The organism is Pseudomonas sp. 1152_12 (assembly GCF_052850675.1).
Window position 1 is genome coordinate 225,623 of sequence record NZ_VXCW01000010.1, and the last position, 18,131, is coordinate 243,753.

Sequence of the window (18,131 nt, forward strand, 5' to 3'; positions counted from 1 at the left end):
TATCTCCCCCTTTTTATTCAGATGCTTGCTGATGGGTCCTTTCGACTGGCTTCCCCGCGCTCCACTTGAACCCTTGCAATTGGATTGGTTAAACGGGGTCGAGTTGGCCGTGCTGCGGCTGGACCGTATCGACCCACTGATCAGCGGCAACAAGTGGTTCAAACTCACCCGACACCTGGCCGACGCGCAACAGGCCGGTGCCGATGGGATAATCAGCCTGGGTGGCGCTCACTCCAACCATCTGCACGCGCTGGCGGCGGCCGGCAAACGTTTTGATTTCCCCACCGTCGGCCTGTTGCGTGGCCATCCTCAAGACACGCCCACCGTTCTTGACCTGAAAGCCTTCGGCATGCAACTGCACTGGCTGGGTTATGGCGGTTATCGCGCGCGTCATGACGCCGGTTTCTGGCTGCCGTGGCGCGAAAAGTATCCCCATCTCTATCCCGTGCCAGAAGGCGGCGGTGGACGGGCTGGCGCAATAGGGTGCGGGGTGCTGGTCGGGCAGGTGCGCGAACAGATGAACACGCTCGGTTGGGCTGATTACGACGCGTGGTGGTTGGCAGCGGGCACCGGTACCACGCTGGCCGGGTTGGCGCTGGCAGAGGCGGGCGTGCATCCGGTGTTCGGCGCCTTGGCGGTGCCGGATGATCACGGCGTTGCGCAGAATGTGCAGGCCATCGTGCAGGACGGTTATGAGCTTCTGGACGCGAGCCGAGGCGGCTTTGCCAAGGTCGACCCGTTACTGCTCAACTTTATCCAAGTAACGGAACAGGCATGCGGCCTGCTCTTGGAGCCGCTTTACACCGCCAAGGCCTTGCTGGCGTTGAAGCAACAGATCGAGGCCGGACGCTTCGCGCCCGCCACTCGCTTGATCTTCGTGCATACCGGCGGCCTGCAAGGCCGCCGGAGCAGAGAGGGCTAGCGCTTGGGCATCATGCGTAACACGGTGTTATCGCGCATGAAGTAATGGTGGTACAGGCCGGCCACGGCATGCAAGCCGATCAGCCAGTAACCGATGGCGCCTCCTAGCTCGTGCCATTCTTTGATCTGCTTGGACAGGTCTTTGTTTTCGCCAATCAGGGGCGGCAACTCGATCCCGTAAAACATCACAGAATGGCCCTGCGCACTCACGATCAGCCAGCCGAAAATCGGCATGCCAATCATGAACACGTACAACGCTACATGCATCAATGTTGCCAGCAACGCCTGCCATCTCGGCGGCGCTGGCAGGATCTTCGGCGCAACGCCCAGGCTGCGGGCAAACAGGCGCAGCCACACCAATACAAACACGGTGAGGCCGAACATGAAGTGCATTTCCACAATCAACGTACGTCCGCCACTGCCCTTGGGGAAGACCCCGCGAAACTCAATGCAGGCGTAAACCACCGCCAGCAGCACCACCATCAACCAGTGCAATGCAATCGACATGCTGCTGTAGCGCGTATCGGAATTTTTCCACGGCATCGCTTTCTTCCTCACTCATCAGGGCATACCTCCGTTCTAGGTGACGGAGTTCCTTAACTGTATGCTGGTTTTGAGCGATTTGCCTGGCGTAAGTGCGGGTGTTTTGACCTCGATCAGTGGCTTTGCGGCATTTCACCGCGGGCCAGGCGCTGGTTGATGTCCGTGATGACGGCGGGCAGGTCGTTGAGGGTGTCGATCAGGTAGTGCGGGCGCGAGCCTTCGAAGCTCTTTTCGATGCGCTTGCGCTCGCTGTTCAAGGTGCTGGCGTCCAGTGCACGAAATTGCTCGTAGGTCAGGCCCAGGGCGTTGCCCGAGCAGGTGAGAGCGACGGTCCACATTCCGGCGCGGCGTCCTTCGAGGATGCCTGGCACGGTGTCGTCGACCTTCACGCAGGCCGCCACATCATCGACGCCCAGTGCGATCACGTTGGCCAGGGCTTGGGCCGGCCACGGGCGGCCGTTGGGTACTTCGTCGGTGGCAACCACGTGGTCGGCGCTGTAGCCGTTGATAGCGGCCAGGGCGACCACCTTGTCCATGACTTGCTTGGGGTAGCCGGAGCAGGAGCCGATCTTGATGCCTTGCACACGCAGCCGAGCGATGGTATCGAGGGCGCCGGGGATCAACGCCGAGTGCTCGGCAATTTTTTCGATCTGCAGCGGCATGAAGCGTTGATAGAGGGCGGTCACGTCGTCGTCCGTCGGCGTGCGGCCGAACGCTTTGCGGTAACGCTCGGCCACCTGCGGTTGATTGCAGAGTGTGCGGATATGGTCCCACTTGCCCATGCCCATCGGGCCACGGGCTTCTTCGATGGAGACTTGTACGTCGAACTCGGCGAAGGCTTCGACAAAGATCTGTGTGGGAGCGAAGGAGCCGAAGTCGACCACGGTGCCGGCCCAGTCGAGGATGACGGCCTGCAAGGTGTTGGGGGTTTGGTAGTTCATGGCTGAGATCCAAAAGATGAAAGGTTGATGTGCATCGAGTGCAGCGCCTGGGCGATGGCCGCGACGGCGGCGCGCATCTCGGCCGCGTCGACATGCCCGATGCAGCCCACGCGAAAGGTGTCTACTTCAGTCAATTTGCCGGGATACAGGATGAAACCCTTGGCCTTGACCCGTTCATAGAACGCCTTGAACTGGTAGTGCGGGTCTTGTGGGGCATGGAAGGTGACGATGATCGGGGCCTGGATCGCCGAGGGCAGGAAACTGCGCAGGCCAAGTTCGGCCATACCGTCGAGCAATGCCTGGCAGTTGCGGGCGTAGCGTTGATGGCGCGCGGTCAGGCCGCCTTCCTCAACGTATTGCAGCAGGGCTTCATGCAGGGCTGCGACCACATGGGTTGGTGGGGTGAAGCGCCATTGGCCGGTCTTGGCCATGTAGCTGTGTTGGTCGAACAGGTCCATCGCCAGGGAGTGGCAGTTGCCTTTGGCTGCGGCCAGCGCTTGTTTATCGGCAAACACAAAACCCATGCCTGGCACGCCTTCCAGGCATTTACCCGACGCCGCGATCAGCGCGTCGAACGGCACCTCGCGGGCATTGATCGGCAGTGCGCCGAAGGAACTCATGGCGTCGATGATCAGGCGCTTACCGTGGTTTTTAACCACGTCGGCGATCTGCGACAGTGGGTTGAGAATGCCGGTGCTGGTTTCACAGTGGATCAGCGCCACATGGGAAATGGCCGGGTCGGCGTGCAGTAGGCGGTCCACATCGGCGGCGGCGGTGGGTTCATCTTCGGCGGTTTCGAAGGTGCTGAAGTCGCGGCCGAGCACTTCGCAAATCCTGGCCAGGCGCTTGCCGTAGGCGCCGTTGATCAGCACCAGCACCTTGCCGTCACGCGGGACCAGCGTGCCGATGGCCGCTTCGACCGCGAAGGTGCCGCTGCCTTGCAACGGCACACACTCATGGCTGTCGCTGGCGTTGAGGATCGCCAGCAGTTGCTCGCAGACACTGGCGGTGAGTTGGTTGAAGCGCTCGTCCCATGAACCCCAATCCACCATCATCGCCTGCCGCGTGCGGGCGGACGTGGTCAGTGGGCCGGGTGTGAGTAGGATCGGCGCTGTGGTGGTCATCTGAGGTCCTCGCGGGCATTGGTTAAATCTATGGCGCCTAAATTGCAGTTTGGCTTGTCATCAATCAAATTGTTTGTTGTTATGCAAGCTATCAGTGAGGCCGATAGCTATGAACTTGTTCCAACTGCGTGCATTCGATGCGGTGGCCCGCGAGGGCAGCTTTACCCGAGCAGCAGCGCGGCTGTTTATCAGCCAGCCGGCTGTGACCGGGCATATCAAGGCTCTGGAGGAGCACTATCAGATCCCGCTGTTGCGCCGCACAGCCCGGCGCGTTGAGCTGACCGAGGAGGGCACACGCCTGGCGGCGATCACCCGGGCGATCTTCGGCCTGGTGGACGAGGCGCAGACGCTGCTGGAGGCCAACCGTCAGTTGCTCACCGGGCGCTTGGAAGTCGCGGCGGACGGCCCGCACCTGGTAATGCCGATGATCGCCAGCCTGCGCGCCCGCTATCCTGGCATTACTGTCAACTTGCGGCTGGGCAATGCCCAGGAAACCCTGGCGGCGTTGTTGTCCGAGCACGCGGACGTGGCGGTGCTCACCGAGGTGCAGCCGCGCAACGGCCTGCACCTGCAACCGCTGAGTGAGTCGCGTATCTGCGCGTTGGTGCCTGCCGGCCACCCATGGGCGCAGTGGCCTAAGGGCATCCGTCTGGACCAGTTGAATGACGTGATCATGGTGTTGCGCGAGCCTGGTTCGATTACCCGTCGCACCTTCGACGACGCTTGCCGCGAGGCCAAAGTGCAACCCAAGGTGTTGCTGGAGCTGGACAGCCGCGAAGCAGTGACCGAAGCCGTCGCCGCTGAGCTGGGTGTGGGTGTGGTCTCGTCAATGGAGGTCAGCCCGGACCCACGGGTCAAGGCCGTTGCGATTCAGGGCGACGGGCTGGTTAATCGGCATATGCTCGGTTGCATGGAGCGACGCCGCTCATTGCGCTTGATCCAGGCGTTTTTCGAGTTGGCGTCTTGACGGTTTTTTGGTGGAACGATGGGTTTTTGCGCTATAAACTCTGCCCCCAAAGCGCCGGCCAGTAGACGTCTCGGCGCTATGGATAGGAAGAGAGTGAGTCATGGGCGCACAGTGGAAAGTCAAACATAAAGAAGCGGCATCCAATGCCAAGGGCAAGATCTTCGGCAAGCTAGTGAAAGAAATCACCATCGCCGCCCGCAACGGTGCCGACACCGCGACCAACGCCCACTTGCGTCTGGTGGTGGAGCAGGCCAAAAAAGCCTCGATGCCCAAGGAAACCCTGGAGCGGGCCATCAAGAAAGGCGCCGGCCTGTTGGGTGAAACCGTGCAGTACCACCGCGTGACCTACGAGGGCTTCGCTCCGCATCAGGTGCCGCTGATCGTCGAATGCGTGACCGACAACATCAACCGTACCGTGGCGGAAATCCGCGTAGCGTTCCGCAAGGGCCAATTGGGTGCTTCCGGCTCTGTGGCGTGGGACTTCAACCATGTCGGTCTGATCGAGGCTTCGCCGGACAGCCCTGACGCTGATCCGGAAATGGCCGCCATTGAAGCGGGCGCCCAGGATTTCGAAGACGGTGAAGAAGAAGGCTCCACCTTGTTCATCACCGAAACCACTGACCTCGATGCCGTGCAAAAAGCGCTGCCGGAGCAGGGTTTCACCGTGTTGTCAGCCAAGCTTGGCTATCTTTCGAAGAACCCGGTGAGCGGGTTGACCGATGAGCAGATGGCTGAAGTCGAAGCCTTCCTGGAGGGCCTGGACAACCACGATGACGTGCAGGATATGTTCGTTGGTCTGGCCGGCTGATTGATCGCTGAATAAATGCAGTAAAAATGTGGGAGCGGGCTTGCTCGCGAATGCAGTGTGTCAGTCGCCAGATCAGCTGACTGACTTCCCGCATTCGCGAGCAAGCCCGCTCCCACATTGGTTTAGTGGTTTGGCACAGACCTCAGCAGCGCTTCGATTTCTTCGAAGCCCGGTCGCGCTAACACATCCGGTTGGCAGCAGCGTTTCTGCAGGTCTATCAGTACATCGTCATTGATCTCGGTCTCGATGCGCTCCAACAATTCCCCCAGCAACACCCCAAACGCGCGCACTTCAATGCGCTGCAATGCCCTGGTTTGCAGGGTGTCCGCCGTCGCATGGAACGACGCCGCGCCAAAGTCCCCGAGCAAGCAATCTCCCGCCGCGCTCCACAAAATATTGTGGCCGTACAAATCGCCATGGGTGATGCCGTGCCGGTGTAAGTGCGCCGCCACCGAGGCGATGCCACGTGCCATGCGCAAGGCCACGTCAATGCTGAAACGCGTGTTCGGCGCGTAGACATCGCGGGTGCACGATGCCAGGCTCGGCAAGGCCGCGAGGTTGCGGTAGCTCGGGTCGATCAGGTCCATCACCAGCGCAGCCTGGTCATCGGGGTGCCCCACCACACGGCCCTCTACCTTGATCAGGTTGGGGTGCAGGCCGGCGGCGATGCAGGCTTGCATTTCATGCAGCGGTGAACCGTCGCTGGTGATCGTGCCTTTGTACAGTTTGACCGCGACAGGCAACGCCTGCGGCTTCCACAACGCCTTGCGAATGACCCCCGAGGCGCCTTCGCCGAGCACTTCGCCCAGCGTCAGTTCCGACCAGGGAATATTGGGCGTCACGTCATCAGCGACCACCTCTACCGCCATTTCCACCGGGTTACCGGCATAGGCCAGCCACGTCAGGCTCGGCAGTGTCAGCAGCCAGTCCGGCAGTTGGGTCAGGCGATTGGAGGCGATACGAATCAACTCCAGGTTTTTGCAGTTGGCCAGGCTTTGCGGCAGGTCCGTCAGTTGGTTGCCGGCCAGCATCAGCTTTTGCAGCAGTGGCCGCTCGCCCAATTCGCTGGGCAACTGGCTGATGCGGTTATCGGTGAGGATCAACCAGCGCAGTTGCGGCGGCAATGCGGCGGCGGGCACGTGGCTGATCTGGTTAGCCTTGAAGCCGATCATGCTCAGTTTGGCGCACTGGCCCAGGCATGCTGGCAGCTCGGTAAAGGCGTTGTCCGAACAGAACAGCACGCGCAAACGCGAGAGCCGATGCAGGTCGTCCGGCAGGCTGCTCAGGGCGTTGCCCGTGAGGTTGAGAATTTCCAGCGAATCGGCCAGTTCGAAGATTTCCCTGGGGAATTCGGTCAGCCCGCAGGATAGGTCCAGGCGCGTGATACCGGCCAATTGGCCGGCCTTGAGTTGGGCGAGGGTATTCATGAACGGCGCGGTCACTCGGCAAGAGGGCGTAAAAGGCGCTCATGATACCGGGTGAGGCGCTTGTTGCGGGCAGACGGTTTGCAATTGGTGCAGGCGACTGGCAGTACGGGCAAGGTCAATGGCTTGGCCTGCCAGGGCGTGTGCCAACGGTTGTTGGCCGATCAGGGTCAGGCGTTTGTCCTGATCTAGAGCACGTCTACCAGATTGATAAAGCGCTGCTTCTCGGCAATCGGCAGCGCCTGGGAAAAACCATCGAGCAGCCAGCTTTTGCCCCGCCCGACCGGGCCGTGCAGGTACAGGCTGCGCGTGGGCTGGCCGGCGAGCAGTTGCTGGGTCTGGCGGGCAAGGGCGGCGATTGCCTGGGTTTGCCCGGCACTCAGGGTGTAACCCTGTTGTTTGGCCTTGTGTGCAAAAAACGCCGGGATGGGCGAGGCGCTCTTTACGTCAGTCTTTTGCCAAGCAAGCGCTGGATTAAGGAGAGCACGGCCAATGCGGGTCACTCTGTAGTGCGTGGTCGCTTACTGTAGGGCGCTCGCCGCGATTTGACCAATAGAGAAGGGGCCGCCAGCTATCTCGCAAAGGTATGGCGTGGGGGGCAATCCTGTCCAAACTGGCAGTTTTTCTTTAAATGGCTAACCTCATACACAGTTGTCACCCCTGTATAAGGAATTGGGGCTGTGAAGGGACGAGCAGTTTTGGCAGTGATGGGCGCCATGCTCTGTAACACGGTTTGCGGCGCGCAGCTTCAGGTGGAGGTGCGCATCGACGTGCAACGGGGCTGCCAACTGGTGGGCACCACCCGCAGCGCAGGCATCGAGCAGCTCGGCGTTTTGGATTTCGGCAGCGGCCCACGTCTGGATGACCCGGCCGGTCCCTTGAGTGCGGCGCTGATCAGCCAGCGCCAGCCACGCCTGGAATGCAACCCCGACACCCCTTATCAAATGCGCGTGGACGGCGGCCTGCATGGCGGCGTCGGCGAAGTGCGCTACCTGAGCGCCGCAACGCCTTCGAGTAAACCCATTCCCTATCGTATCTACGCCGACGCCGCCCGGTTGATCCCGTTGCCGGTGGACATTCCCCTCAGCGGGCGCGTCCCAGACTCCGGCTCGGTCGACTTACCGCTTTATGCGCGCATCGAACCGCTCAAAAACATCCCCGCCGTTGGCCGTTACACCGACCTGCTCAAGGTCACGGTCACATGGTAAGCCGGGGCTGGGCCCTCGCGGCGATGGGCGGCCTGTTGCTGCTGGCGGACGACGCCCAGGCGGGCGCGGTGAACGGGCAGGTGCACGCACGCTTAGTGATTACTGCGAGCTGCGAGGTGAGTAAAAACGTTGAGCGCGCACCGGTCAGCCCTACGGGTGGCACCGCGATACTCGATTTCGGCAGCCAAGGGCCTACGTGGAACAACCCTTTGGGCGCTGGCGTTACTGACGGCAGCAAGGCGCCGCTGTCGGTGTCGTGCAACCCCTCGGTGGTCAGCAGCTTCACCGTGACCATCGACGGCGGCGCCAATGGCGACGGCGCTACTCGACGGCTGAGCAACGGCCGCCACACCATTCCCTATCGGCTATCCGCCGACCCGTTGGGCCGCAGCGCCTACAGCATCGGCCAGCAACGCAATTTCGTCGTGACCAAGGGCACACAAGTACCGATCCCGGTATTCGGCTTGGTGGTGGCGAATACCAAGGCCCTACCGGCCGGCATCTACACAGACACCCTGACGGTGACTCTGGATTGGTAAACCATGAGGATGAACATCATGCATGCACGTGTATCGAAAGCGGTTTTTCCATTGATGGCGCTGGCGTGGATATCGGGTGCGCAGGCGGCCACCGTGGCCGGCACGGTCAGCGCGAGCCTGGTGCTGACCAGCAGTTGCCAGGTCAATGGAGCGGCGGCAACCGGCGGGATGAGCTTCGGTAACTTGAACTTTGGTACGGCCAATAGCCTGTTCACCGAGGCCGACGGGCAAGTGCTGGGCGGCGGTGGCGGGGCATTGTCGATTCTGTGTTCGGCGGGTACCTCGCCGACGCTGACCGTGTCGGCTGGCGCCAATGACGGCAAGTCCACTGGCGGTGCACGAGCGCTGTACGACGGCGTTGCCAACTACGTGCCGTACGACCTCTACACCGACAGCGGCCATTCGAATTTGCTGGCCATCGGTGGTGTGATCAACCTGGCGCCGAGTACCGGGGTGGCCCAGGCCGTGAATATTTACGGGAAGGCCAATGGCAAGGCCGGGCTGCCCGCCGGTACGTATACCGACACGGTTAACGTGACCCTGACGTTCTAAGTGCCATGAGCCGGGCAGTGTGGGCGTTGGCGGTGTGCATCGGCTGGGGCATGCCGGTGTCGCTGTTGGCGGTGACCAGTCAATCGTTCCAGGTCAGCGCGACGATCACGCCCGGGTGCCTGGTGGTCGGTGGTGGCACGAACTACGGCAGCCTGGCGTTCGGCACGTATTCGGCACTGGCGACCAGCACGGCGTCGGTCGCGCTCACCGGTGGCGTGACCTTGCAATGTACACCGGGTGTCGCGCTGAACATGAGTGTCGACGGCGGTTTGCATAACAACAGTGGTCGGCGGATGCAGCTCAGTAGCGGCAGCGCCCAAGTGGCCTATCAGCTGTTTCAGGACGCGGCGTTCAGCCAGAACCTGGGGATCAGCCAAAGCGTCAGCGTGGCCTACAGCAACGCGGCCAGTATCACCTTGCCGATTTATGGGCGAGTGCAGTTACCGGGTAATACGCCTGGGGGGACGTACAGCGACACGTTGCAGGTGCAGCTGTCGTGGTAAGGCGATTGGCAATGAGGAGTGAGACTTATGTATGCAGCTTCCCGGCTTGGGTGGGCAGCGGGTTTGAGCGCGTTATTGGCGTTGACGGCAGGGCAGGCCCAGGCGGCCAGCTCGGTGCTGATCTGGCCGATTGACCCGGTGCTGGAGGCCGATCAACAGGCCAGCGCTTTGTGGTTGGAAAACCGTGGCACGGAGACCGCCAACCTGCAAATCCGTGTGTTCGCCTGGACCCAGAGCGGCTTTGATGAGCAGTACCAGAACCAGCGCGACGTGATCGGCAGCCCGCCGGTGGCGAAAATCGAGCCGGGGCAGAAACAGTTGGTGCGTTTGACCCGCACCAAGGACGTGCCGCCGGGCCAGGAATTGGCCTATCGCATCATCATCGATGAGATCCCATCGGCCACGCCCCCCGCAGCCCCTGCCGATGGCAAGACCGCCGCCGCGGTGCGGTTCCAGATGCGTTATTCGGTGCCGTTGTTTGCCTATGGCCCAGGCCTTTGGAGCAAGGTCGACGGCACCCGCGACCGCGACCCAAAGGGGGCCGGCAAGCCGGACCTGAGCTGGAAAAAAGTCAGCGTGGGTGGGCGTAATTACGTCGAAATGCGCAACCAGGGCGCCGTCCACGCGCGCTTGACCGATGCCACGTTCAAGCAGGGCGGCCAACCTCGGCCGCTGGTGGAAGGCTTGATGGGCTATGTGCTGCCGGGCGCGACCATGCGCTGGCCGGTGCCGGACGGGCTGCCGGCGGATCAGCCCTTGCAGGTCCGCGTCAATGGTGCAACGCAACTGGAGAGCCTCGCACCAGGTCGATAAAACAGTGCGATAGGGCAGGGAGCAGCCCCGGGTGTTAACGGATGGAGATGTCCATTGAAGGACACAAAGCCTTGGTGAGCCGCGAGAGGGCTCGATGTCTATGGCGGTCGGTGTGGGTGATGAGTGGCCTGTCTGGCCTGGTGTTTGTGGCGCCAGGCGTGGCGGCGCCATTGCCGCCCCCTCCCGGCAGTCTGGAGGCTGTTGCCGATGCACAGTTATTCCTGGAACTGGTGGTCAACCAGCGTGACACCGGCCGTGTGGTCGCCGTTAATCAACGCGCCGGGCAGCTGTTTATGCCAGCCTCGGTGTTGCAGGAAATCGGTATGAAGCTGCCGGGTGATGTGCCCACCGAGGTCGCGCTGGAAAACCTGCCGGGCCTGCACACCGATTACGACAGCCAGGGCCAGCGCCTGATGCTCACGGTGCCGCCCGCCTGGTTGCCGGAGCAGTTTATCGGCAATCGTGATAACTACCCGCGCACCCATGCGCTGACCAGTTTCGGCGCGCTGCTCAACTATGACGCCTACCTTAATGACACCGATGACGCGGGCACCTACCTCGGCATCTTCAACGAAGTCAGGCTCTTCGACACCTGGGGCACGTTGTCCAACACCGGCCAATACCGCACCACCATGGGCCGGGAGACAATCGGCAGCAGCCCGGACAATGGCTATCGGCGCTATGACACCACTTGGCGGTTTTCCGACGACGAACGCCTGTTGACCTATGAAGCGGGCGATGTGATCAGCGGCGCGTTGCCCTGGAACACGTCGGTGCGCCTGGGCGGGGTGCAGGTGTCGCGCGACTTTGGCGTGCGCCCCGACTTGGTCACCTACCCCTTGCCACAGTTTGCCGGGGAGGCGGCGGTGCCGTCGTCGGTGGACCTGTTTATCAACGGTTACAAATCCAGCAGTGCCAACCTGCAGCCGGGGCCGTACACGCTGACCAACGTGCCGTTTATTAACGGCGCGGGGGAGGCGGTGGTGGTGACCACTGACGCCCTCGGCCGACAGGTGTCGACCACGGTGCCGTTCTATGTCACCAGCACCCTGCTGCAGAAGGGCTTATCGGACTTTTCGGTGGCCGCCGGTAACCTGCGCCGCGACTACACCGTGCGCGATTTCGGCTACGGCCCCGGCGTGGCCAGCGGCACCTTTCGTTATGGACTGTCGGACGCGTTCACCCTGGAAAGCCACGCCGAAGCCTCGGGTGACTTGGCTTTGGGCGGTGTGGGTGGCAACCTGCGCGTGGGTAACTTCGGTGTGCTCAACACCGCCGTCAGCCAAAGCCAGTTCGACGGCCGCGCCGGCCAGCAACTAAGCCTGGGCTATCAATACAGCAACCAGCGTTACAGCCTGTCTTACCAGCGGGTGGAGCGGCGCGATGAGTACGCCGACCTGAGCTTGGTCGACACACCCTATGCCAGCCTCAGCAAGCGCAGCCAGCAGGCCACCCTGAGCTTGAACCTGGATGATTTCGGCAGCCTGGGCGTGGGCTATTTTGATGTGCAGGCGGCGGATGACTCGCGCACGCGCTTGGTGAATATGACCTGGAGCAAATCACTGTGGCGCAACAGCAGTTTTTACCTGTCGGCCAACCATGAGGTTGGCGACAGCAGTTGGGCGGTGCAGGCGCAAGTGGTGATGCCCTTCGACGTGTACGGCAGCCTCAGCGTGGGCAGTGAGCGCAGCAAAACCGGGCAGAGCCAGCAGCGGGTCAACTACAGCCGTGCCGTACCCGCCCAGGGCGGTGTGGGCTTCAACCTGGGGTACGCCAGCGGCGATGGACCGGCTTATCGTCAGGCCGACCTGACCTGGCGCCTGCAGTCGGTGCAATTGCAGGCGGGCGTGTATGGCAACAGCGATGCGCACACCCGTTGGGCGGATGCCAGTGGCTCGCTGGTGTGGATGGACCACCACGTGTTCGCCGCCAACCGCGTCGACGATGCATTCGTGGTCGTGAGCACCGATGGCGTGGGTGGCGTGCCGGTGCGCTATGAGAACCAGGTGGTCGGCGAAACCGACCGCAACGGGCACTTGCTGGTGCCGTGGACCAGCGCCTACTACCGCGCCAAATACGAGATCGACCCGCTGAACTTGCCGTCCAACGTGCAAGTGCCGAATGTCGAACAACGGGTCGCCGTGCGCCGGGGCAGTGGCTACTTGTTGGAGTTCCCGGTGCGCCGGGTGCTCGCGGCGAGCATCACGTTGGTCGATACCCAGCATCAGGATTTGTCTCTGGGCAGCCAGGTACGCCATGAGCAAAGTGGCGCGCTGGCGGTAGTCGGCTGGGACGGCCTGGTCTACCTGGAAAACCTGGCGGCGCATAACACCTTGCAAGTCTCGGTCGGTGACGGCCAAACCTGCCAGGCGACGTTTGAACTGGACACCACGCAGGAGCAGGTGCCGTTGATCGGGCCACTGGTGTGCCAATGACCTAGGGAGTGTGCGTGTGCGGGTTAAGGAATGGCTGTTACGGTGGTTGCCGTTGGCAAGTTTGGGTATGTCTGCACAGGTACAGGCCGTGTGTTCGGTGGTCGCCACGGTACCGGCCAGTTTTGGCACAACGGTGAGTTCGATGACGGTACGTACCACCTCCCAGCCCAGCTCAACCACCAATGGTGGCTTGAGCTGCACGCCAGCGCTGCTGTCGGTCTTGACCTCCAATGACCATTTCTACGCGACCATCAGCGGCTCAGCGCAAGGGGGCTTGGTCGGGCCGACCGGGGACGTTATCAACTATACGATCTACGCCAACAACACCACCGCGTTCCCGATGACGCGCGGCACCGCGTTCGACTTTGGTGGCAGTGGCGGTATTGCCGCGTCCCTGGGGCTGGTGTTCGGGCCCGGCACAAAAGTTATGCCGCTTTATTTCGCCACCACCCTCGGCAGTAACGTCGCCGCCGGTGTGTACAGCGAAACCCTGAGTGTGTTCTGGAACTGGAACTATTGCTCGGGCATTGGCCTTGGCGGCATATGCCTGGGCCGTGAGGTCAACAGCGGCACTACCACGCTGACGGTGAGCATGACCGTGGTCAATGATTGCCAGATCACCACACCGCCGATCGCGTTTGGCAGTGCGCCGGTGGTCAGTGCATTCACCACCGTCAGCGGCCAGGCCAGCGTGGCTTGCACCAAAGGCAGCGCCTACACCGTTGGCCTCAGCGATGGGCAAAACCCGGTGAGTGTGGGCGGCCGTCGGCAGATGGTGTCCGGGAGTAATTTTCTCGCGTACGACATTTTCAAGAGCGCCGGCACCACGCGCTGGGGCAGTGTGGGCGCGGCGCGGCGGGCGAGCTCCACGGCTGAGGTCAACCCTGGCAATGGCTTGGGCACCGGCAGCCAAGTGTTCAACTACAACGCCAAGGTCTACAGCGACCAGACCACACCGCCAGGCGGCACCTACATCGACAACGTCGTGCTGGACGTGGGCTTTTAGAACTTCATCGTCTGCGGGGTCAGCTGACCCACCGGGCTGACCATCGCGTAGTTGTAGCCACTGCCAGACCAGTATTCGGCCTGCAAGCCGTCGGCACTGCGGCTGCCACGCGGCAGAAAACCGTTCTCCGGGCCTGGCGGGCGGATGTAGAAACTCATGCGCCGCCCTTGCGGGTCTTCGTACAGCACCATGGCGGCAGCGCCTTGCTCAGTGGTGAGCAAACGCCCGCTGACCGGCTTGAAGCCCGCCTGGCTCAAGTCGGGCAGGCGATGAGCCTGGTTGAAGTAGCGGTCGAGCCAGGCCTGCATGGTGCTGCTGTCCTGGGCGTTGTAGTCGGCCGGCATAATGCCGTCCTGCGCAAAAAGGCGGAACGCTTGCATCGCATCGGCCATCGGCAACATTGCCGGCTGGGTGGCTTCGCGGGCGTGCCAGCCGCCGATGCCGCCTAGGCTGACTGCGATCAGTAGCACGGCGGCGCTCGCGAAGTGGCGGCGCGACTGATGCTTGATGCGCTGGCGAATCAGCGTCGGGTCCAATTCGGGGTTGGGCGGTTGTTGCAACGCCCCGCTCAATGATGCGCGCAGCGCTTGCGCATCCTGTTGCCAGGCATGCACTTGGGCTGCGACGTCGGGGTGGGCCGCCAAGTAGGTTTCAAGCACGTGGCGATCGCTCTCCAACAGTTGGTGATCGACGTAGGCATGCAAATCGCGTTCGCTGGGGGGCAGGCTGATCATTTGAGTATCCGCAGGGCAGGGCTGGCAATTTCGCCGTCGCTGAGTTGACGCAAGGCCTGGCGCGCCCGAGACAGGCGCGACATGACGGTGCCGACGGGCACCTCGAGGATAACGGCAACCTCCTTGTAGCTTAACCCTTCGACAGACACCCAGAGCAGCAGGGCGCGCTGCTCGGTGTTGAGTTTATCGAAGGCTTGCAAGGTCGACTGAGCCATCACCGTGCGCTCCACCGAAGGTTGCGCGTCGTCACGGCCGGTAAAGTAATCGAGCATGCGTGCATAGCGCCGACCGCGGCGGTGGGCGTCGAGGAACTGTCGGTAGAGGATAGAGAACAGCCAGGCACGCAGATCACCTTCGATGCGTTTATCGGCCCAACGGATGATCGCCCGTTCAAGGGTCGACTGCACCAGGTCGTCGGCGCTGCTGGCGTTACGCGTCAGGGACACGGCAAACCGTCGCATCCTGGGGATGAGTTCACGTAACTGTTCGTCGAGCTCGTGCATGGGCGTGGGTTCTGATCGATTGTGCAGAGGAAGACGCTGGCCGACGTAGCTTATTCCATCAACAGCAGTACGAATGTTGCGCTTTTGTATAGGGAAAATCTGCAATGCGAGCGGCCCTGTAATGCCACTCCCCTACCTCAATCAACCCTCGTAACAGCCGGGAACCACTTCGGCAGTTAATTGATGAGGGTGTATGCATGACATTTTCTCCGATCGATAAACAGTTCTTTTCCCGAGCTGCTCTGGCTCATTTGCCTGCCGCGCAGCGAGTTGTGTTTGAACAATGGGGGTGTGGCCCTACGGCCGAGCCCGCCTGCGACACTGTGCACCACGCCATTGAGGGGCAAGCGGCACGGGCGCCGCAAGCCATCGCTGCAGTGTGGGCGGGCCAGCGTATCAGCTATGAACAGCTCAACCGTCAAGCCAATCGCTTGGCCGTGCGCCTGGTAGAGCAGGGCGTGAAGCGCGGCGACACGGTGGCGCTGTTCGTCGAGCGTTCGATTCCCATGCTGGTAGGGCTTTTGGCGGTGCTGAAGGTGGGCGCCGCGTATGTCCCTCAGGACGCCAGAATCGTACCGACACTGCAACTGAGCATGGTGCTGGAGTCGCTGTCCAGCCCCGTGATTCTGAGCCTGTCGAGCCTGGCCGAGCGTATACCGGCTGATGCAGCCCATCGCTGTCTGGGCCTGGACACGTTTCTGGCCGAAGAGCCCTGGATCGCCCAGGACAACAATCAGGTGTTCGCCGCAACTGACACCGATGATCTGTGTTTCGTGCTGTTCACCTCCGGCACGACCGGGCGGCCCAACGGCGTGTGTGTCAGTCACCGCAACGTGTGCAACATCCTGTTGACGGAGCCGGGGCGGATGGGCATGGCACCGGGTCGTAATGTGGGGCAGGTCCTCAATATCGGGTTTGACATGGCAGCCTGGGAAATACTCGGTTGCTTGGCACACGGTGCGACCCTGCTGATTCGAGGTCAAGATATTGCGCAAACCGCTGCACAGTGCGACGTATTGATCGCAACGCCCTCGATACTGTCGACGCTTGACCCTGAGCAATGCCCTGACCTCAAGGTCGTCGCGGTGGCGGGAGAGCCCTGTTCCCAGGCGCTCGCCGAGCATTGGGCCGAACACTGCGCGTTCTACAACGGTTGCGGCCCCACCGAAACCACGATCGTCAATACGCTGCATCGGCACGTGCCTGGCACGCTATTGACCATCGGCAAGCCCACGCCCAATAACACCGTGTATGTGCTCAATGAACACGGCCGTGCCTGTGAACTGGGTGAAACCGGTGAAATGTGGGCCGGCGGCGCAGGGGTAACGGTCGGCTACTTAAATAATGCTGAGCTGACTGACGAGCGCTACCGCCCGGACCCCTTTATGGGCGGTGACGCGATGATGTTTCGTACGCGGGACCTGGGGCGCTGGACGACTGAGGGGCAGCTTGAACATTTGGGGCGGGTCGATGATCAGGTAAAGGTTCGCGGGTTTCGTGTGGAGCTGGACGCCGTGTCCGCCGCCCTGGAGGCCGGCGATGGCTGCACGCGGGCGGTCACGTTGAAGCTGGACAGCCGCAACCTGGTGGCCTTTGTTTCGCCGGCCAGTGCTGACGTTCAGTCGTGCCGAGCCCGGTGCCAGGAACGCCTGGCCTACTACTGCGTGCCGTCGTCGATCTATGCGATGGAGCATTTTCCACTGACCGCCAGGGGCAAGATCGACAAGGGTCTATTGCTGCAGCGGGCTCGGGAGCGGCACGTGGCGTTGTTGGCGCTCATAACTGAGGGCCCCGGCCATGATTGATGCGCTGACCCGTACCGTTGTGCCGCCCAAGCCCGCGCTTTGGCGCCGCTGGACGTCACTGCCGATGTTCTCTTACTACAACCGTCTGTTGGCGCTGGTGCTGATGGGCAACGCGTTTGTGCTGCTGGCTGTGGACGTTCACGCCCTCACCGTTGAGAGGCTCGCGGACATGGTGTTGATCAACCTGTCGGTTGCCATTGTGATTCGCCAGCAATACCTGATCAATGCGCTGTTCTGGTTGGCAACGCGTATACCGCTGTGTTGGCCGTTGCGTATCCGCCGCAGCGCGGCGAAGGTCTACCACATCGGTGGTCTGCACAGCGGCTCGGCATTGGCCGCGACCGCCTGGTTCGCAGCGATGCTCGGTGTTCAAGGCGTACGGTATCTGCAGCACCCGGGTAGCGTTTCGTCGGCCTGGATGTGGATGGCCGGGCTGCTGCTAGGCCTGTTGCTGTTGATGGTGATCATGGCTCATCCATGGGTTCGAGGTCGGTTTCACAACGGTTTCGAACGGGTTCACCGTTTTGCCGGGTGGTCTGTACTGCTGGTGTTCTGGGGGCTGACGCTGCTGGCGTCGATGGAGGATGGGGCGCAGCTATTGCTCAGCGGCTCGTTCTGGATACTGGTGCTACTGACCTTGAGCATCGCGCTGCCATGGCTACGCCTGCGCAAAGTAGCGGTTGAACATACGCGGCCTTCCGGGCACGCGGTCGTTACCCGCTTCGCTCACACCACACCGTTTGCCGGCTCATCCACGGCGATCAGTCGGCACCCGCTGCTGGAGTGGCATTCGTTTGCCAATATCCCAGCACCGAACGAGGCCGGGTTTCGCTTGATCATTTCCAGGGCCGGGGATTGGACGGGGCGTTTCATCGAGGACTTGCCCAACCACGTGTGGGTCAAGGGCATTACCACTGCCGGAGTGGCCCGTGTGGAGACGTTGTTCACGTCGGTGGTGTACGTGGCGACCGGCAGCGGTATCGGCCCTGTGATGCCGCACCTATTGGCAGCCAAGGTGCCGATCCAACTGATCTGGTCTACCCGCAGCCCGAGGGCGACCTACGGTGATGCATTGGTGGACGAGATTCTGCGGGCACAGCCGAACGCGTTGATCTGGGACACCGATGAGCGCGGTAAGCCCGACCTTGTGCAACTGGCTTACGGCGCGGTGCAGGTGTTCGGCGCAGAGGCGGTGATCTGCATTGCCAATCAGGGCTTGACGCGGCGTGTGGTGGAAGAGATGGAAGCCAGGGGCATACCGGCCTATGGCGCGATCTGGGATTCGTGAGGTAACACGCGGGTTCA

Annotated in this window: 19 protein-coding genes and 1 pseudogene; 13 read left to right on the forward strand and 7 right to left on the reverse strand. The window is 62.0% G+C overall.

Annotated elements, in window-relative coordinates; all coding sequences use genetic code 11:
* Positions 1-31: 31 nt before the first annotated feature.
* Positions 32-922, forward strand: coding sequence for a 1-aminocyclopropane-1-carboxylate deaminase/D-cysteine desulfhydrase (locus tag FW764_RS20130; RefSeq protein WP_446435364.1), 891 nt, complete (start codon positions 32-34; stop codon positions 920-922).
* Here the strand turns inward: FW764_RS20130 and FW764_RS20135 are convergent.
* The 3 genes from FW764_RS20135 to FW764_RS20145 form a co-directional block, all read right to left on the reverse strand.
* Positions 919-1,464 carry a cytochrome b gene (locus FW764_RS20135; protein ID WP_446435365.1) on the reverse strand — a complete coding sequence of 182 codons (546 nt, stop codon included), beginning with the start codon at positions 1,462-1,464 and terminating at the stop codon, positions 919-921. The genes FW764_RS20130 and FW764_RS20135 overlap by 4 nt on opposite strands.
* A gap of 113 nt (positions 1,465-1,577) precedes the next feature.
* Positions 1,578-2,405: a phosphonoacetaldehyde hydrolase gene (phnX, locus tag FW764_RS20140; protein WP_446435366.1), complete on the reverse strand. Its 828-nt coding sequence runs from the start codon at positions 2,403-2,405 to the stop codon at positions 1,578-1,580.
* Entirely contained in the window at positions 2,402-3,529 is a 1,128-nt protein-coding gene (locus FW764_RS20145; RefSeq protein ID WP_446435367.1) for a 2-aminoethylphosphonate--pyruvate transaminase, read from the reverse strand. Before FW764_RS20145 ends, phnX begins: the two co-directional genes overlap by 4 nt.
* A 109-nt stretch (positions 3,530-3,638) precedes the next feature.
* Here FW764_RS20145 and FW764_RS20150 point away from each other — a divergent pair, with 109 nt between their 5' ends.
* A complete protein-coding gene (locus tag FW764_RS20150; RefSeq protein ID WP_446435368.1) occupies positions 3,639-4,496 on the forward strand; it encodes a LysR substrate-binding domain-containing protein in 858 nt (285 codons plus the stop codon).
* A gap of 100 nt (positions 4,497-4,596) precedes the next feature.
* Positions 4,597-5,304, forward strand: coding sequence for a YebC/PmpR family DNA-binding transcriptional regulator (locus tag FW764_RS20155; protein ID WP_083357900.1), 708 nt, complete (start codon positions 4,597-4,599; stop codon positions 5,302-5,304).
* A 122-nt stretch (positions 5,305-5,426) separates the two neighbouring features.
* Here the strand turns inward: FW764_RS20155 and FW764_RS20160 are convergent, their stop codons facing one another.
* Positions 5,427-6,731: a protein kinase gene (locus FW764_RS20160; protein ID WP_446435369.1), complete on the reverse strand. Its 1,305-nt coding sequence runs from the start codon at positions 6,729-6,731 to the stop codon at positions 5,427-5,429.
* Between the two features lie 60 nt (positions 6,732-6,791).
* Between FW764_RS20160 and FW764_RS20165 the strand changes: the two genes are divergently transcribed.
* Positions 6,792-6,920: a hypothetical protein gene (locus FW764_RS20165; protein WP_446435370.1), complete on the forward strand. Its 129-nt coding sequence runs from the start codon at positions 6,792-6,794 to the stop codon at positions 6,918-6,920.
* 23 nt (positions 6,921-6,943) lie between these two features.
* Here FW764_RS20165 and zapE read toward each other — a convergent pair.
* Positions 6,944-7,221: pseudogene (gene zapE, locus FW764_RS20170) on the reverse strand (AFG1/ZapE family ATPase); the annotation flags it as partial.
* A 214-nt stretch (positions 7,222-7,435) separates the two neighbouring features.
* Between zapE and FW764_RS20175 the strand changes: the two are divergent.
* The 7 genes from FW764_RS20175 to FW764_RS20205 all read left to right on the forward strand — a co-directional run bounded on the left by FW764_RS20175 (position 7,436) and on the right by FW764_RS20205 (position 13,784).
* On the forward strand, positions 7,436-7,936 hold the full coding sequence (locus FW764_RS20175) for a Csu type fimbrial protein (protein ID WP_446435428.1): 501 nt from the start codon (positions 7,436-7,438) through the stop codon (positions 7,934-7,936).
* The gene (locus FW764_RS20180) at positions 7,930-8,475 is read left to right on the forward strand and encodes a Csu type fimbrial protein (protein ID WP_083357903.1); all 546 of its coding nucleotides are present in this window, start codon (positions 7,930-7,932) and stop codon (positions 8,473-8,475) included. Before FW764_RS20175 ends, FW764_RS20180 begins: the two co-directional genes overlap by 7 nt.
* A gap of 18 nt (positions 8,476-8,493) precedes the next feature.
* A complete protein-coding gene (locus FW764_RS20185) occupies positions 8,494-9,027 on the forward strand; it encodes a Csu type fimbrial protein (RefSeq protein ID WP_446435371.1) in 534 nt (177 codons plus the stop codon).
* Positions 9,028-9,032: 5 nt separating this feature from the next.
* Positions 9,033-9,530, forward strand: a complete 498-nt coding sequence (locus FW764_RS20190; protein ID WP_446435372.1) for a Csu type fimbrial protein — start codon at positions 9,033-9,035, stop codon at positions 9,528-9,530.
* Between the two features lie 27 nt (positions 9,531-9,557).
* Positions 9,558-10,343: a fimbrial biogenesis chaperone gene (locus tag FW764_RS20195; RefSeq protein ID WP_446435373.1), complete on the forward strand. Its 786-nt coding sequence runs from the start codon at positions 9,558-9,560 to the stop codon at positions 10,341-10,343.
* A 41-nt stretch (positions 10,344-10,384) separates the two neighbouring features.
* Entirely contained in the window at positions 10,385-12,778 is a 2,394-nt protein-coding gene (locus FW764_RS20200; protein WP_446435374.1) for a fimbria/pilus outer membrane usher protein, read from the forward strand.
* Positions 12,779-12,845: 67 nt separating this feature from the next.
* On the forward strand, positions 12,846-13,784 hold the full coding sequence (locus FW764_RS20205; protein ID WP_083360409.1) for a Csu type fimbrial protein: 939 nt from the start codon (positions 12,846-12,848) through the stop codon (positions 13,782-13,784).
* Here FW764_RS20205 and FW764_RS20210 read toward each other — a convergent pair.
* Positions 13,781-14,518 (reverse strand): anti-sigma factor family protein, encoded by a 738-nt coding sequence (locus FW764_RS20210; protein WP_446435375.1) that lies wholly within the window; start codon positions 14,516-14,518, stop codon positions 13,781-13,783. The genes FW764_RS20205 and FW764_RS20210 overlap by 4 nt on opposite strands.
* A complete protein-coding gene (locus tag FW764_RS20215) occupies positions 14,515-15,021 on the reverse strand; it encodes a sigma-70 family RNA polymerase sigma factor (protein ID WP_446435376.1) in 507 nt (168 codons plus the stop codon). The genes FW764_RS20210 and FW764_RS20215 overlap by 4 nt, the downstream gene beginning before the upstream one ends.
* 197 nt (positions 15,022-15,218) lie before the next feature.
* Here FW764_RS20215 and FW764_RS20220 point away from each other — a divergent pair, with 197 nt between their 5' ends.
* Positions 15,219-16,826 (forward strand): amino acid adenylation domain-containing protein, encoded by a 1,608-nt coding sequence (locus tag FW764_RS20220; RefSeq protein WP_446435377.1) that lies wholly within the window; start codon positions 15,219-15,221, stop codon positions 16,824-16,826.
* Positions 16,819-18,114: a hypothetical protein gene (locus FW764_RS20225; protein ID WP_446435378.1), complete on the forward strand. Its 1,296-nt coding sequence runs from the start codon at positions 16,819-16,821 to the stop codon at positions 18,112-18,114. Before FW764_RS20220 ends, FW764_RS20225 begins: the two co-directional genes overlap by 8 nt.
* Positions 18,115-18,131 lie beyond the last annotated feature (17 nt).

What these genes read in the sequence shown, in the direction of transcription:
- FW764_RS20130 (WP_446435364.1), top strand. Translation starts at nt 32, where the DNA reads ATGGGTCCTTTCGACTGGCTTCCCCGCGCTCCACTTGAACCCTTGCAA.
- FW764_RS20135 (WP_446435365.1), bottom strand. Translation starts at nt 1,464, where the DNA reads ATGCCGTGGAAAAATTCCGATACGCGCTACAGCAGCATGTCGATTGCA.
- phnX (WP_446435366.1), bottom strand. Translation starts at nt 2,405, where the DNA reads ATGAACTACCAAACCCCCAACACCTTGCAGGCCGTCATCCTCGACTGG.
- FW764_RS20145 (WP_446435367.1), bottom strand. Translation starts at nt 3,529, where the DNA reads ATGACCACCACAGCGCCGATCCTACTCACACCCGGCCCACTGACCACG.
- FW764_RS20150 (WP_446435368.1), top strand. Translation starts at nt 3,639, where the DNA reads ATGAACTTGTTCCAACTGCGTGCATTCGATGCGGTGGCCCGCGAGGGC.
- FW764_RS20155 (WP_083357900.1), top strand. Translation starts at nt 4,597, where the DNA reads ATGGGCGCACAGTGGAAAGTCAAACATAAAGAAGCGGCATCCAATGCC.
- FW764_RS20160 (WP_446435369.1), bottom strand. Translation starts at nt 6,731, where the DNA reads ATGAATACCCTCGCCCAACTCAAGGCCGGCCAATTGGCCGGTATCACG.
- FW764_RS20175 (WP_446435428.1), top strand. Translation starts at nt 7,436, where the DNA reads ATGGGCGCCATGCTCTGTAACACGGTTTGCGGCGCGCAGCTTCAGGTG.
- FW764_RS20180 (WP_083357903.1), top strand. Translation starts at nt 7,930, where the DNA reads ATGGTAAGCCGGGGCTGGGCCCTCGCGGCGATGGGCGGCCTGTTGCTG.
- FW764_RS20185 (WP_446435371.1), top strand. Translation starts at nt 8,494, where the DNA reads ATGCATGCACGTGTATCGAAAGCGGTTTTTCCATTGATGGCGCTGGCG.
- FW764_RS20190 (WP_446435372.1), top strand. Translation starts at nt 9,033, where the DNA reads ATGAGCCGGGCAGTGTGGGCGTTGGCGGTGTGCATCGGCTGGGGCATG.
- FW764_RS20195 (WP_446435373.1), top strand. Translation starts at nt 9,558, where the DNA reads ATGTATGCAGCTTCCCGGCTTGGGTGGGCAGCGGGTTTGAGCGCGTTA.
- FW764_RS20200 (WP_446435374.1), top strand. Translation starts at nt 10,385, where the DNA reads ATGGAGATGTCCATTGAAGGACACAAAGCCTTGGTGAGCCGCGAGAGG.
- FW764_RS20205 (WP_083360409.1), top strand. Translation starts at nt 12,846, where the DNA reads ATGTCTGCACAGGTACAGGCCGTGTGTTCGGTGGTCGCCACGGTACCG.
- FW764_RS20210 (WP_446435375.1), bottom strand. Translation starts at nt 14,518, where the DNA reads ATGATCAGCCTGCCCCCCAGCGAACGCGATTTGCATGCCTACGTCGAT.
- FW764_RS20215 (WP_446435376.1), bottom strand. Translation starts at nt 15,021, where the DNA reads ATGCACGAGCTCGACGAACAGTTACGTGAACTCATCCCCAGGATGCGA.
- FW764_RS20220 (WP_446435377.1), top strand. Translation starts at nt 15,219, where the DNA reads ATGACATTTTCTCCGATCGATAAACAGTTCTTTTCCCGAGCTGCTCTG.
- FW764_RS20225 (WP_446435378.1), top strand. Translation starts at nt 16,819, where the DNA reads ATGATTGATGCGCTGACCCGTACCGTTGTGCCGCCCAAGCCCGCGCTT.